The 12450-nt window shown below is 68.5% G+C and carries 11 protein-coding genes; 7 read left to right on the top strand and 4 right to left on the bottom strand.

Annotated elements, in window-relative coordinates:
• Positions 1 to 10 precede the first annotated feature (10 nt).
• Positions 11 to 1087, bottom strand: coding sequence for a substrate-binding domain-containing protein (locus HV701_RS13915; RefSeq protein WP_175133607.1), 1077 nt, complete (start codon positions 1085 to 1087; stop codon positions 11 to 13).
• A gap of 160 nt (positions 1088 to 1247) precedes the next feature.
• Between HV701_RS13915 and HV701_RS13910 the strand changes: the two genes are divergently transcribed.
• The 7 genes from HV701_RS13910 (at position 1248) to HV701_RS13880 (ending at position 10487) form a co-directional block, all read left to right on the top strand.
• A complete protein-coding gene (locus tag HV701_RS13910) occupies positions 1248 to 1805 on the top strand; it encodes a formate dehydrogenase subunit gamma (protein WP_175133606.1) in 558 nt (185 codons plus the stop codon).
• Positions 1802 to 3373: a formate dehydrogenase beta subunit gene (locus tag HV701_RS13905; RefSeq protein ID WP_175133605.1), complete on the top strand. Its 1572-nt coding sequence runs from the start codon at positions 1802 to 1804 to the stop codon at positions 3371 to 3373. Before HV701_RS13910 ends, HV701_RS13905 begins: the two co-directional genes overlap by 4 nt.
• Before the next feature lie 13 nt (positions 3374 to 3386).
• Positions 3387 to 6263: a formate dehydrogenase subunit alpha gene (fdhF, locus tag HV701_RS13900; protein WP_175133604.1), complete on the top strand. Its 2877-nt coding sequence runs from the start codon at positions 3387 to 3389 to the stop codon at positions 6261 to 6263.
• Positions 6264 to 6283: 20 nt separating this feature from the next.
• The gene (gene fdhD / locus HV701_RS13895) at positions 6284 to 7114 is read left to right on the top strand and encodes a formate dehydrogenase accessory sulfurtransferase FdhD (RefSeq protein WP_175133603.1); all 831 of its coding nucleotides are present in this window, start codon (positions 6284 to 6286) and stop codon (positions 7112 to 7114) included.
• 18 nt (positions 7115 to 7132) lie between these two features.
• Positions 7133 to 7390, top strand: coding sequence for a formate dehydrogenase subunit delta (locus HV701_RS13890; protein ID WP_175133602.1), 258 nt, complete (start codon positions 7133 to 7135; stop codon positions 7388 to 7390).
• Between the two features lie 147 nt (positions 7391 to 7537).
• Positions 7538 to 9205 (top strand): OFA family MFS transporter, encoded by a 1668-nt coding sequence (locus HV701_RS13885; RefSeq protein ID WP_175133601.1) that lies wholly within the window; start codon positions 7538 to 7540, stop codon positions 9203 to 9205.
• 151 nt (positions 9206 to 9356) lie between these two features.
• Complete coding sequence (locus HV701_RS13880) at positions 9357 to 10487, top strand: methyltransferase (protein WP_175133600.1); 1131 nt, start codon at positions 9357 to 9359, stop codon at positions 10485 to 10487.
• 55 nt (positions 10488 to 10542) lie between these two features.
• On the opposite strand, the gene HV701_RS13875 is transcribed toward HV701_RS13880, so the two are convergent.
• From HV701_RS13875 to HV701_RS13865, 3 genes are read right to left on the bottom strand one after another with little or no spacing between them, the layout of a single operon-like run.
• The gene (locus tag HV701_RS13875) at positions 10543 to 11232 is read right to left on the bottom strand and encodes a DUF1345 domain-containing protein (protein WP_175133599.1); all 690 of its coding nucleotides are present in this window, start codon (positions 11230 to 11232) and stop codon (positions 10543 to 10545) included.
• A 32-nt stretch (positions 11233 to 11264) separates the two neighbouring features.
• Positions 11265 to 11789: a chromate transporter gene (locus HV701_RS13870; protein WP_175133598.1), complete on the bottom strand. Its 525-nt coding sequence runs from the start codon at positions 11787 to 11789 to the stop codon at positions 11265 to 11267.
• Entirely contained in the window at positions 11786 to 12364 is a 579-nt protein-coding gene (locus HV701_RS13865) for a chromate transporter (RefSeq protein ID WP_175133597.1), read from the bottom strand. Before HV701_RS13865 ends, HV701_RS13870 begins: the two co-directional genes overlap by 4 nt.
• Positions 12365 to 12450: the final 86 nt, after the last annotated feature.

Below are 12450 nucleotides of genomic sequence, written 5' to 3'. Positions count from 1 at the left end.
GGCGGCGCGCTCAGGCGAAAGCCTCTTCCAGGGTCTGCAGCCGACCGGTGTCGCGGGCGTCGTAGCCGACCAATTGGCCGACATAACCGACGTAGTCGGGGCTGCGCATGATGGACAGCAGGTCCTGCATGGCGGGGGTTTCCAGCGCGCCCTTGCGGATGGCGAAGAAATAGCGCTCGCGCACCAGCGGAATGAAGTCCAGGCCGAAACGGCAGGCGGCGGTCTCCACGCCGACGCCCGTGTCGGCCATGCCGCTGGCGATGTGCGCGGCGATCGCCATGTGAGTGAATTCGTTGGTTTCATAACCCTGCACCTCGCTGATCGAAACCCCGGCGCGCTGCAGCATCAGGCTGACCAGGTAGCGGGTGCTGGAGCCGATCTGGCGGTTGACGAAGCGCACGTCCTGGCGTGCCAGATCGGCCATGCCGGCGATGCGCTTGGGGTTGCCGGCCATGACGAACAGTCCGGTATTGCGCACCGCCAGGTGGATCAGCAGGTATTCGTCTGCGTGCAGCCACTGTGCGTAGCGGTCCATGATGGGCGCCTCGAAGTCGCCCAGCGGCACCTGGAAGCCGGCCAGGTCGCACTCGTGCCGTTCAAGCGAGGCCAGCGCCTCGATCGCGGTGCGGTAGCGCAGTTCCAGCCCGGGCTTGCGCCCGCCCATGTGTTCCATCAGGGACTCGACCGCGAAACCGTGGCTGGCGTGCAGCCGCAGATGGGGGCCGTTTTCGGGCAGCAGCCGCGCCAATTCCTCCTGCAGTTCGGACGCCATGCTGTCGAGCGTGGGCATCAGCCGCGCCTCGATGCGGCGGTTGGCCCACAGCAGGCGCTGCGCGAACGGCGACAGCTGCGTGCCCTGGCGGCGGTTGGTGATCAGCAATTGGGTGCCGAAGATGCCTTCGAACCGCCGCAGCACGCCCCAGGCGTGGCGGTATGACAGATCGCAGGCGCGACAGGCGCCAGCGATATTACCGGTGGCATCAATGGCGGCCAGCAGCGCCAGCATGTCCTGCAGCGGCACCGGCGCCCCGTCGTCTCCACCCAACGTCCATTGCGGCCGCAGACCGAGTCGGAACTTATATGTCATTTATTTCTTATTGAAGGCGATTAATTACCTGTTTAGAGTACACAAATAACGCAGGGCGCAGGAAATTAATATGTTTTTCTTTTCATATAAATCGACCTGACGCCCCATCGCAACAGAACCCCCTCCCTACGGGGTCCCAGCACTACTGGAGGAGACCGCCATGCGTCAGCGCGAGGCAAAATCCGATCTGGCTTCCACCGGCGGCGCCCGTGGCGGCGCCATGGCCCTGGACGCCGCCCAGGCGTCCGCCCGCCCCGCGGTGGCGGTTACCGCCCGCATCCTGGCCCGCCTGCAAGACCAGCCCGGCCCCCTGCTGCCGGTGCTGCATGCGGTGCAGCATGAACTGGGCTGTATTCCGGCCGAGGCGGTGCAGACCATCGCCGAGGCCCTGAACCTGTCCCGCGCCGAGGTCCACGGCGTTATCACCTTCTACCCGCATTTCCGCAGCGAACCCGCCGGCCGTCATACCCTGGAAGTGTGCCGCGCCGAATCCTGCCAGGCGATGGGCGGCGAACAACTGGCCGACCACGCGCGCCAGGCGCTGGGCTGTGATTTCCACGCCAGCACGCGCGATGGCGACTTCACGCTGGAGCCGGTGTACTGCCTGGGCCTGTGCGCCCAGTCGCCGGCGGTGATGCTGGATGGCCAGCCGCATGCCCGCGTCACGCCGGCCAAGCTCGACCGCCTGCTGCATCGCGTCCGGGAGGCCGGCCAATGACCGCCCCTACCCTGATCTACGTGCCGCGCGACGCCGCGGCGCTGGCCATGGACGCCGATGCCGTGGCCGCCGCCATCGAGCTGGCCGCCGATGAACGCGGCCTGGCCGTGCAGGTGGTGCGCAACGGTTCGCGCGGCCTGCTGTGGCTGGAACCGCTGGTGGAGATCGCCACGCCCGAAGGCCGCCTGGCCTACGGTCCGGTGCAGCCCGAGGACGTGCCGGCGCTGTTCGACGCCGGCTGGCTCGGCGGCGGCGACCACCCGCTGCGCCAGGGCCTGACCGAGGAAATCCCCTATCTCAAGCAGCAGGAACGCCTGACCTTCGCCCGCGTCGGCGTGATCGATCCGCTGTCGCTGCAGGACTACGCCGCGCACGGCGGCCTGCAGGGCCTGAAGCGCGCGCTGGCCATGGAGCCGGCCGCCATTGTCCAGGAGATGATCAGCTCGGGCCTGCGCGGGCGCGGCGGCGCGGCCTTCCCCACCGGCATCAAGTGGCAGACCGTGCTGGGCTCGCCGGCCGACCGCAAATACATCGTCTGCAACGCCGACGAGGGCGATTCAGGCACCTTCGCCGACCGCCTGCTGATGGAAGGCGACCCCTACGTGCTGATCGAGGGCATGACCATCGCCGGCCTGGCGGTGGGCGCGACCTACGGCTATATCTACGTGCGCTCCGAGTACCCGCACGCCATCGCCACGCTCGAAGCCGCCATCGAACGCGCGCGCGGTGTCGGCTGGCTGGGCGACGACGTGCACGGCAGCGGCCGCCGCTTCGACCTGGAAGTGCGCAAGGGCGCCGGCGCCTATATCTGTGGCGAGGAAACCTCGCTGCTCGAAAGCATCGAGGGCAAGCGCGGCGTGGTGCGCGCCAAGCCGCCGCTGCCGGCAATCTCGGGCCTGTTCGGCAAGCCCACCGTGATCAACAACGTGATCTCGCTGGCCTCCGTGCCGATCATCCTGGCCAAGGGCGCGGCCTATTACCGCGACTATGGCGTGGGCCGCTCGCACGGCACGCTGCCGTTCCAGCTGGCCGGCAACCTAAAGCGGGGCGGGCTGGTGGAAAAAGCCTTCGGCCTGAGCCTGCGCGACCTGCTGTACACCTTCGGCGGCGGCAGCGCCTCGGGCCGGCCGCTGCGCGCGGTGCAGGTCGGCGGCCCGCTCGGCGCCTACCTGCCGGAATCGCAGTGGGACGTGCCGCTGGACTACGAAGCTTATGTGCAGATCTCGGCCATGATCGGCCACGGCGGCCTGGTGGCGTTCGACGACAGCGTCGACATGGCGCGCATGGCGCGCTATGCCATGGAATTTTGCGCCATCGAGTCCTGTGGCAAGTGCACGCCCTGTCGCATCGGTTCGACCCGCGGCGTGGAAACCATCGACAAGATCGCCGCCGGCGGCCCGGGACGCGAACAGCAGGTGCATCTGCTGCGCGACCTGTGCGACACCATGCTGGGCGGATCGCTGTGCGCGCTGGGGGGCATGGCGCCCTACCCGGTGCTGTCGGCGCTGAACCACTTCCCGCAGGACTTCGGCATCGAGTCCTCGCAATCCGCCGCCCACCCCGCCTGAATCCGAGACCGCCATGCTAGAAACCGTCATCAAGCGCGACCGCGATCTGGGCACCCCGGCGCGGGTGTCCGAAAAAACCGTCACCCTGACCATCGACGGCCAGGAGATCACCGTGGCCGAGGGCACCTCGCTGATGCGCGCGGCCGCCGAGGCCGGCATCAACATCCCCAAGCTGTGCGCCACCGACAGCCTGGAGCCGTTCGGCTCTTGCCGCCTGTGCCTGGTGCAGATCGAGGGCCGCCGCGGCTATCCCGCCTCGTGCACCACGCCGGCCGAGAACGGCATGGTGGTCTTTACCGAAACGCCCAAGCTGCACGACCTGCGGCGCGGCGTGATGGAGCTGTACATCTCCGACCACCCGCTGGACTGCCTGACCTGTCCGGCCAATGGCGACTGCGAGTTGCAGGACATGGCCGGCGTGGTGGGCCTGCGCAACGTGCGCTACGGCTACGACGGCGCCAACCACCTCAAGAGCGAGAAAGACGAATCCAACCCGTACTTCACCTATGACCCGTCCAAGTGCATCGTCTGCAACCGCTGCGTGCGCGCCTGCGAGGAAACCCAGGGCACCTTCGCGCTGACCATTTCCGGCAAGGGCTTCGAGTCGCGCGTGTCGCCGGGGCAGGACCAGCCGTTCCTGGACAGCGAATGCGTGTCCTGCGGCGCCTGCGTGCAGGCCTGTCCGACCTCCACCCTGCAGGAAAAGACCGTCATCATGATGGGCCAGGCCGAGCATTCGGTGGTCACCACCTGTGCCTATTGCGGCGTGGGCTGCGGCTTCAAGGCCGAGATGAAGGGCCAGGAAGTGGTGCGCATGGTGCCGTGGAAGGACGGCCAGGCCAACCGCGGCCACTCCTGCGTCAAGGGCCGTTTCGCCTGGGGCTACGCGACCCACAAGGAACGCGTGCTCAAGCCGATGATCCGCAAGCACATCACCGACTCCTGGAAGGAAGTGTCGTGGGAAGAGGCGATCGACTACGCCGCCTCGGAATTCCGCCGCATCCAGGGCCAGTACGGCCGCGACGCGGTCGGCGGCATCACCTCGTCGCGCTGCACCAACGAAGAAACCTGGCTGGTGCAGAAGCTGGTGCGCGCCGCCTTCGGCACCAACAACGTCGACACCTGCGCCCGCGTCTGCCATTCGCCCACCGGCTACGGCCTGAAGCAGACCCTCGGTGAATCCGCCGGCACCCAGACCTTCGACTCGGTGATGCACACCGACGTGGTGATCGTCATGGGCGCCAACCCGTCCAGCGGCCACCCGGTGTTCGCCTCGCGCCTGAAGCGCCGCCTGCGCCAGGGCGCGCGGCTGATCGTGATCGACCCGCGCCGCATCGAACTGGTGAGCTCGCCGCACATCAAGGCCGACTTCCACCTGCAGGTGCGGCCCGGCACCAACACCGCGCTGCTGTCGTCAATGGCCCACGTGATCGCCACCGAAGGCCTGATCGACGAGGCCTATGTGGCCGAGCGCTGCGAGGCCAAGGCCTTCCAGGAATGGCGCGACTTCGTGTCGCTGCCCGAGAACTCGCCCGAGGCCATGGCCGAGATCACCGGCGTGCCAGCCCAGGCGGTGCGCGGCGCGGCGCGCCTGTTCGCCACTGGCGGCAACGGCTCGATCTACTACGGCCTGGGCGTGACCGAGCACAGCCAGGGCTCGACTACCGTGATGGCGATCGCCAACCTGGCCATGGCCACCGGAAACGTCGGCCGCGAAGGCGTGGGCGTGAACCCGCTGCGCGGCCAGAACAACGTGCAGGGTTCGTGCGACATGGGCTCGTTCCCGCACGAACTGCCGGGGTACCGCCACATCTCCGACGACTCGGTGCGGGCGCAGTTCGAGCGGGACTGGGGCGTGACGCTGCAACCCGAGCCCGGCCTGCGCATTCCCAACATGTTCGAGGCCGCGCTGGGCGGCACCTTCAAGGGCCTGTACTGCCAGGGCGAGGACATCGTGCAGTCCGATCCCAACACGCAGCACGTGGCGGCCTCGCTGGCGGCCATGGAATGCATCGTGGTGCAGGATCTGTTCCTGAACGAGACCGCCAAGTACGCGCATGTGTTCCTGCCGGGTTCGTCGTTCCTGGAAAAGGACGGCACCTTCACCAACGCCGAGCGCCGCATCTCGCGCGTGCGCAAGGTGATGGAACCGAAGAACGGCAAGTCCGACTGGGAAGTGACCGTGGCGCTGTCCAACGCGCTGGGCTACCCCATGAACTACCGCCATCCGCGCGAGATCATGGAAGAAATCGCGCGCCTGACGCCGACCTTCAGCGGCGTCAGCTACGACAAGCTGGACAAGCTCGGCAGCCTGCAATGGCCCTGCAACGACGACGCGCCCGAGGGCACGCCGATCATGCACATCGACAGCTTCGTGCGCGGCAAGGGCAAGTTCATGATCACCAAGTATGTGCCGACCGACGAACGCAGCACGCGCCGCTTCCCGCTGTTGCTGACCACCGGCCGCATCCTGTCGCAATACAACGTGGGCGCGCAGACCCGCCGCACACCCAACGTCATGTGGCACAGCGAGGATGTGCTGGAGATCCATCCGCAGGATGCCGAGGACCGCGGCGTCAATGAAGGCGATTGGGTCGGCATCCAGAGCCGCGCGGGCGAAACGGTGCTGCGCGCGACCCTGACCGACCGGGTGCAGCCGGGCGTGGTATATACCACCTTCCACTTCCCGGAGTCCGGCGCCAACGTCGTCACCACCGACAGTTCCGACTGGGCCACCAACTGCCCCGAGTACAAGGTCACGGCCGTGCAGGTCACGCGCGTGTCCCAGCCGTCGGAATGGCAACGGCAATGGTCGCGCTTCGCGGACATCCAGCAGAAGCTGCTGCGTGAACGCTCGCGCGAAAGCGAAGCCGTGACCTCGGGGAAATAACCCCGACAGCCGAGCCCGCCATGGACCACAGCGCCCCTCCCCCGCCCTCCCGCCCCGACTACGCGGCGGCCCAGGTGACCCGTGTGCGGGCCGGCGCCATCGTGCCCGGCGCCGAAGCCGATCGCCTGGCCGAGGAAACGCCGGTGGCGCTGGAGTTCAACGGCATCAGCCACGCCACCATGCTGGCCACGCCCGCCGACCTGGAGGACTTCGCCGTCGGCTTTTCGCTGTCCGAAGGCATCATCGACCGCCTCGCCGACGTGCGCGGCATCGATGTGCTGCCGCAATGCGACGGCATCGTGGTGCAGATCGAGATTTCCAGCGCCTGCGAGGCGCGCCTGAAATCGCGCCGCCGCGCCATGGCCGGACGCACCGGCTGCGGACTGTGCGGCGTGGAGACGCTGCCCGAGGTGCTGCGGCCGGTGGCGCCCGTACCGGCCGGCGCGCCGCTGCCGGTAGGCGCGGTGCTGCGGGCGATGCGCGCCATGCGCGCACGCCAGGCGCTGCATGACCTGACGGGCGCCACCCACGCCGCCGGCTGGGCCGACGCCAGCGGCGCGGTGGCCCTGGTGCGCGAGGACGTGGGCCGCCACAACGCGCTCGACAAGCTGATCGGCGCACTGGCGCGCCAGGCCTTGCCCGCCACGGGCGGCATGGCGCTGGTGTCGAGCCGCGCCAGTTTCGAGATGGTGCAGAAAACCGCCGCCGCCGGCGTCGGTGTGCTGGCGGCAGTCTCGGCGCCGACCGCGCTGGCCGTGCGCCTGGCCGACAGCGCCGGCATCGCGCTGCTGGGTTTTCTGCGCGACGATGACGCCACCCTGTATTCCCACCCTGAACGCATCACCTCCTAGACCGGACCCGACACACGCATGGAAATCGGCAATCTGATCCGCATGGCCAACCGCATCGGCCAATTCTTCGAAGCCATGCCGGTAAGGCCGGAAGCGATCGAAGGCGTGGCCAACCATATTCATAAATTCTGGGAGCCCCGCATGCGCAACGAGCTGCTGGACTTCCTGGCGCGCCAGCCCGATGGCGACGCCGGCCAGGAACAATTGCATCCGCTGGTGCTGGAGGCCGTCACGCAAAACCGCGAACGGCTGACGCCGCGGGCCCGCGTGCCCTGACCGGCCGCCACGCCCGCGCCGATCCGCGAGCCGGCAACGGCACGCGGGCGCAGCAAGCTTTACCGCAGCAAAGGGTTCAACAAGAGACGGCGGGACTGGATTTCTCCAGCCAACGCACGCTATAAAGCCGCACCCCGAGGAGACCTCATGGAAAGCACTGCAACGCTAGACCTGCCCGGCGCCAAGCCTGGCTTCCTGGACAAGGAACGCACCATCGCCGGGCCGGGTTTTTCCCGCTGGCTGGTACCCCCGGCCGCCCTGGCCATCCACCTGTGCATCGGCATGGCCTATGGCTTCTCGGTTTTCTGGCTGCCGTTGTCCAAGGCCATCGGCGGCGCCAAGCCGCTGGCCTGCCCGGCCGACATGAGCCTGGCCGCCGAGCTGTTCACCACCAGTTGCGACTGGAAGATCTCCACCATGGGGTGGATGTACACGCTGTTCTTCGTGCTGCTGGGCTGCTCGGCGGCGCTGTGGGGCGGCTGGCTGGAACGCGCCGGTCCGCGCAAGGCCGGCGTGGTGTCGGCATTGTGCTGGTGCGGCGGCCTGGTGATTTCGGCCTTCGGCGTCTACCTGCACCAGATGTGGATGCTGTGGCTGGGCTCCGGCGTCATCGGCGGCATCGGCCTGGGCCTGGGCTACATCTCGCCGGTCAGCACGCTGATCAAGTGGTTCCCCGACCGCCGCGGCATGGCGACCGGCATGGCCATCATGGGCTTCGGCGGCGGCGCCATGATCGGCGCGCCGCTGGCCGACCTGCTGATGCGCCACTTCGCCACGCCCACCTCGCCAGGCGTGTGGCAGACCTTCCTGAGCATGGCGCTGGTGTACTTCATCTTCATGATGTCGGGCGCGCTCGGCTATCGCGTGCCGCCCACCGGCTGGAAGCCGGAAGGCTGGACCGCGCCGGCCAAGCATGCCAACAACGTCATGATCACCAAGGGCCACGTGCATGTGAAACGGGTCTGGGGCGTGCCGCAGTTCTGGCTGGTGTGGCTGGTGCTGTGCCTGAACGTGACCGCCGGCATCGGCATCCTGGGCATGGCCTCGCCGCTGCTGCAAGAGGTGTTCGGCGGCGGTCTGATCAACAAGCCGGAGCTGGGCTACGGCCAGCTCGACAAAGACCAGTTGGCCGCCATCGCCGCCATCGCCGCGGGCTTCACCGGGCTGCTCAGCCTGTTCAACATCGGCGGCCGCTTCTTCTGGGCCAGCCTGTCGGACAAGCTCGGCCGCAAGATGACCTACCTGATCTTCTTCGTGCTCGGCTTCGTGCTGTACGCCGCCATTCCCTGGACTGCGCACATGGGCGCGCTGGCGCTGTTCGTGGCGGCCTTCTGCGTCATCCTGTCGATGTATGGCGGCGGCTTCGCCACGGTGCCGGCCTACCTGGCGGACCTGTTCGGCACGCAGATGGTCGGCGCCATCCATGGCCGCCTGCTGACGGCGTGGTCGGCGGCCGGCATCTTCGGCCCGGTGCTGGTCAACTACATCCGCGAATACCAGTTGTCCATGGGCGTGCCGCGGGCGCAGGTGTACGACATCACCATGTACATCCTGGCGGGCATGCTGGTGCTGGGCTTCCTCTGCAACCTGGCGATCCGTCCGGTCAATCCCAAGTACTTCATGAACGACGAGGAATTGGCGCGCGAAAAGGCCTTGGCCCACGAACGCGCCGTCGCCGCCGAAACCCACGGCGTGGGCGCCTCGACTTTCCGCACGCCGGCCGTGCTGGTGCTGTTCGCCTGGGCCTGCGTCGGCATCCCGCTGGCCTGGGGCATCTGGATCACCCTGCAAAAGGCAGTGGTCCTGTTCCACTGAGTCCGGCCGGGCGGGCGGCGGCGGCGCCGTCCGCCGCCCCCGGGGCGCGAAGCTGCTACATTGGCAGCCCGCGCCCTTTGTTTTTCTTCCCCAGGATTTCCCCCCTCATGTTCGCCCTGCCCCTGATGCCCGCCTTCGCCGGAGCGCTCCGTTGACCCCGCCTGAACTGCATTGGACGGAGGGCGACGGCCCCGACCAGACCCGCCATACCGCCCGCTGGCGCTCGGAATCCGGCGCCACCCCGCCCAAGCGCGTGGTGCTGGCCGACGACCGCACCACGGCGGACGCGGCCTATCGCCTGGCCTGCGAAGGCGTCGGCCTGCTGTGGCGCGGCGACTTCCAGAACGCGCGCCAATTGCTGCAGGCCATGACGCGCCGGGTCGACAAGCGCCCGCGCAAGCCGGTCGAGACGATGTTGGAGGCCTTCAACCAACACCGTCAGATCCAGTCGCAGCGCGCCCGCATCCTCGGCATGCTGCTGATTCCATTCGATGCCGGGCATGGCATTTCGCTACGCCGCGCGCCGGATGCGCGGCAAGCCTGCGAAGCGGCCCACGGCCCCGCGCACGAACCGTACGTGGCCTCGCTGCGTGAACTGCTGGGCCTGATCGGCGCCTTCGAATGGCGCAGGAAAGGCATCGAGATTCCCGCGCTGGACAACCGCATCCACCCGCACTACGGCGTGTTTTCGCCGGTGCGCGGCGAGTACATCGATCTGGTGGCGCGCACCCCGATGCCGCGCGGCAGCGTGGCGTTCGATATCGGCACCGGCACCGGCGTGCTGGCGGCCGTGCTGGCGCGCCGCGGCGGCAAGCGCGTCATCGCCACCGACACGGAGCCGCGGGCGCTGGCCTGCGCCCGCGACAACCTGGAGCGTCTGGGGCTGTCCAGGCAGGTCGAGGTGGTGCAGGCCGACCTGTTCCCCGAGGGCCGGGTGTCGCTGGCCGTCTGCAATCCGCCGTGGCTGCCGGCCCGTCCCAGCTCGCCCGTCGAGCACGCCGTCTACGACCCCGACAGCCGCATGCTGCGTGGCTTCCTCAATGGCCTGACGGCGCACCTGACGCCCAACGGCGAGGGCTGGCTGATCCTGTCGGACTTGGCCGAGCATCTGGGCCTGCGCACGCGCGAGCAATTGCTGGACATGATCCAGCAGGCCGGCCTGCGCGTGGTGGAGCGCATCGACACGCGGCCCACGCACGGCCGCGCCAAGGACCCCAGCGACCCGCTGCACGCGGCGCGCTCGAAGGAAGTCACGTCGCTGTGGCGGCTGGCAGCGGCCTGAACGCCGCCCGCCCAGGCCGGCGGGCGGCCTGAGGCCGTGGCCTCAGGCCATGGCCTCAGGCCCGCCCCGCAGCCACGTTGACGCTGATGGCGATGATGAAGACGTTGAAGAAGAACGCGATCACGCTGTGCACCAGCGCCGTGCGCCGCACCCGGCGGCTGACGATCTGCACATCCGACACCTGGAACGTCATGCCCAGCACCAGGGCGAAATAGGCGAAGTCCCAATAGTCGGGATCTTCCTTGCCCGGAAAGTCCAGGCCCTTGTGCATGGCGTTGCGGTGGCTGTAATAGCCGTGCGCGTAATGCAGCGCGAAGATCATGTTCAGGTAGAGCCACGACAGCACGATGCTGACCGCGGCAGCCACCAGGTCGGCCACGCCCTCGAGGCCGCCGGCCGCGCGCAGCTCGGTCCAAAGCGCCACCATCACCAGGCATGACAGCGCCACGCTGCTCCAGAGCACGGCCGTGCGCCCGACGTCGACCTGCTGCGCGCGGACCCGCATCATGGCCGGCGTGGCCTTGCCGAAGGCGGCCCCCGTCAGCAGCAGGAACAGCAGCGCCGCCACATCGAAGGCCAGCAGGCCGGCGCGGCTGGGCGACAGCCCGACGCGCCACAGCACTCCGGCCAGCACCACGAACAGCGCGCCGCACAACACCAGCCGCCGGTGCGCGTGGTAGAACGGAAGCGCGGCGACCTCGGCGGGCGACGATTCGATCTCCGGCTCCTTGAGCGGCAGCTTCATGGCGGACTCCCAGCGTGGCAGGAGCCTTCACGCTAACCGATCGCGAGCAATCCCACCAGCGCCCCGCCGAACAACAGCCATAGCGGGTGGATGCGGGTGAAGCTGCCCAGCAGCGCCACCACCGCCGTGATCGCCCCCAGCAGCCAGGTGTGGGCCGACGCCTCGGTGATCAGCGCGGCGCTGGCGGCCACCAGGCCCACCGTCATGGGGAAGATCCCGGCCTGGATCACGCCGCGCCAGGGCCGGTCCTTGAAGCGTTCCCACAACCCCAGCGCGATGATGGTGATGAGCGATGACGGCCCGAACTTGGCCAGCGTGGTCACCAGCATGCCGGCCCAGCCGGCCACATGCCAGCCGACCAGCGTGACCACCATCAGGTTGGGGCCGGGCGCCGCCTGGCCCAGGGCGAACAGCGCGGAGAAATCGGCGGCGGTCATCCAGCCGTGCACGTCCACGACCTGCCGCTGCATTTCGGGCAGGATGGTGTTGCCGCCGCCGAACGCCAGCACCGACAGTTGCGAGAAGATGATGGCCAGGGAGATCAGCGTCTGCATCATCGACGTTGCCTCCAGACCAGCAGGATGCTCAGGGGCGTCAGCACCGCCATGGTCGGCAGCAGCGGAACGCGCAGCACCGCGATGGCGATGAAACAGGCGGTGGCCACCAGGCCGGCCAGCCAGTCGCGGCGCTTGAACACCGGCACCCCGACCTTGACCGCCATCGAAATCAGCAGGCCCGCGGCGGCGGCGGCCAGTCCGGCGAACAAGTGCTGGATGTGGGGATCGTTCTGGAAGCGGTCATAGACCATGCCCAGCAGCACCACGATGGCCGAAGGCGCCAGGATCAGGCCCATCAGCGCCGCGAAGGCGCCGCGCGGGCCACGGAACTTCATGCCCAGGGCCACCGACAGATTGATGATGTTGCCGCCCGGCAGGAACTGGCACAGGCCCAGCAGGTCGGAGAATTCGGAGCCGGACAGCCAGCGGTGCTTTTCCACCACCATGCGGCGCGCCAGGGGCAGCGCGCCGCCGAAAGCGGTCAGGCCGAGCATGAGGAATCCGGAGAACAATTGCCCGCAAGTGGGGGGCGGCCGGGTCGCGGCGTCGGGGGAATCAGGTGCTGCTGCGTTCATGGTGGTGCGGCCGCGGCGGCCGGTCGGGAGGCGCCGGCGCGCCAGCGCCGGGGGGATAAGGACAGCTCGCAGCCTACTCCCGCGAT

This window comes from Achromobacter pulmonis (genome assembly GCF_902859765.1).
Lineage (GTDB): Bacteria > Pseudomonadota > Gammaproteobacteria > Burkholderiales > Burkholderiaceae_B > Achromobacter > Achromobacter pulmonis.
This window is presented reverse-complemented; position numbering and strand designations above follow the sequence as displayed.

What these genes read in the sequence shown, in the direction of transcription:
- HV701_RS13915 (WP_175133607.1), bottom strand. Translation starts at nt 1,087, where the DNA reads ATGACATATAAGTTCCGACTCGGTCTGCGGCCGCAATGGACGTTGGGT.
- HV701_RS13910 (WP_175133606.1), top strand. Translation starts at nt 1,248, where the DNA reads ATGCGTCAGCGCGAGGCAAAATCCGATCTGGCTTCCACCGGCGGCGCC.
- HV701_RS13905 (WP_175133605.1), top strand. Translation starts at nt 1,802, where the DNA reads ATGACCGCCCCTACCCTGATCTACGTGCCGCGCGACGCCGCGGCGCTG.
- fdhF (WP_175133604.1), top strand. Translation starts at nt 3,387, where the DNA reads ATGCTAGAAACCGTCATCAAGCGCGACCGCGATCTGGGCACCCCGGCG.
- fdhD (WP_175133603.1), top strand. Translation starts at nt 6,284, where the DNA reads ATGGACCACAGCGCCCCTCCCCCGCCCTCCCGCCCCGACTACGCGGCG.
- HV701_RS13890 (WP_175133602.1), top strand. Translation starts at nt 7,133, where the DNA reads ATGGAAATCGGCAATCTGATCCGCATGGCCAACCGCATCGGCCAATTC.
- HV701_RS13885 (WP_175133601.1), top strand. Translation starts at nt 7,538, where the DNA reads ATGGAAAGCACTGCAACGCTAGACCTGCCCGGCGCCAAGCCTGGCTTC.
- HV701_RS13875 (WP_175133599.1), bottom strand. Translation starts at nt 11,232, where the DNA reads ATGAAGCTGCCGCTCAAGGAGCCGGAGATCGAATCGTCGCCCGCCGAG.
- HV701_RS13870 (WP_175133598.1), bottom strand. Translation starts at nt 11,789, where the DNA reads ATGATGCAGACGCTGATCTCCCTGGCCATCATCTTCTCGCAACTGTCG.
- HV701_RS13865 (WP_175133597.1), bottom strand. Translation starts at nt 12,364, where the DNA reads ATGAACGCAGCAGCACCTGATTCCCCCGACGCCGCGACCCGGCCGCCC.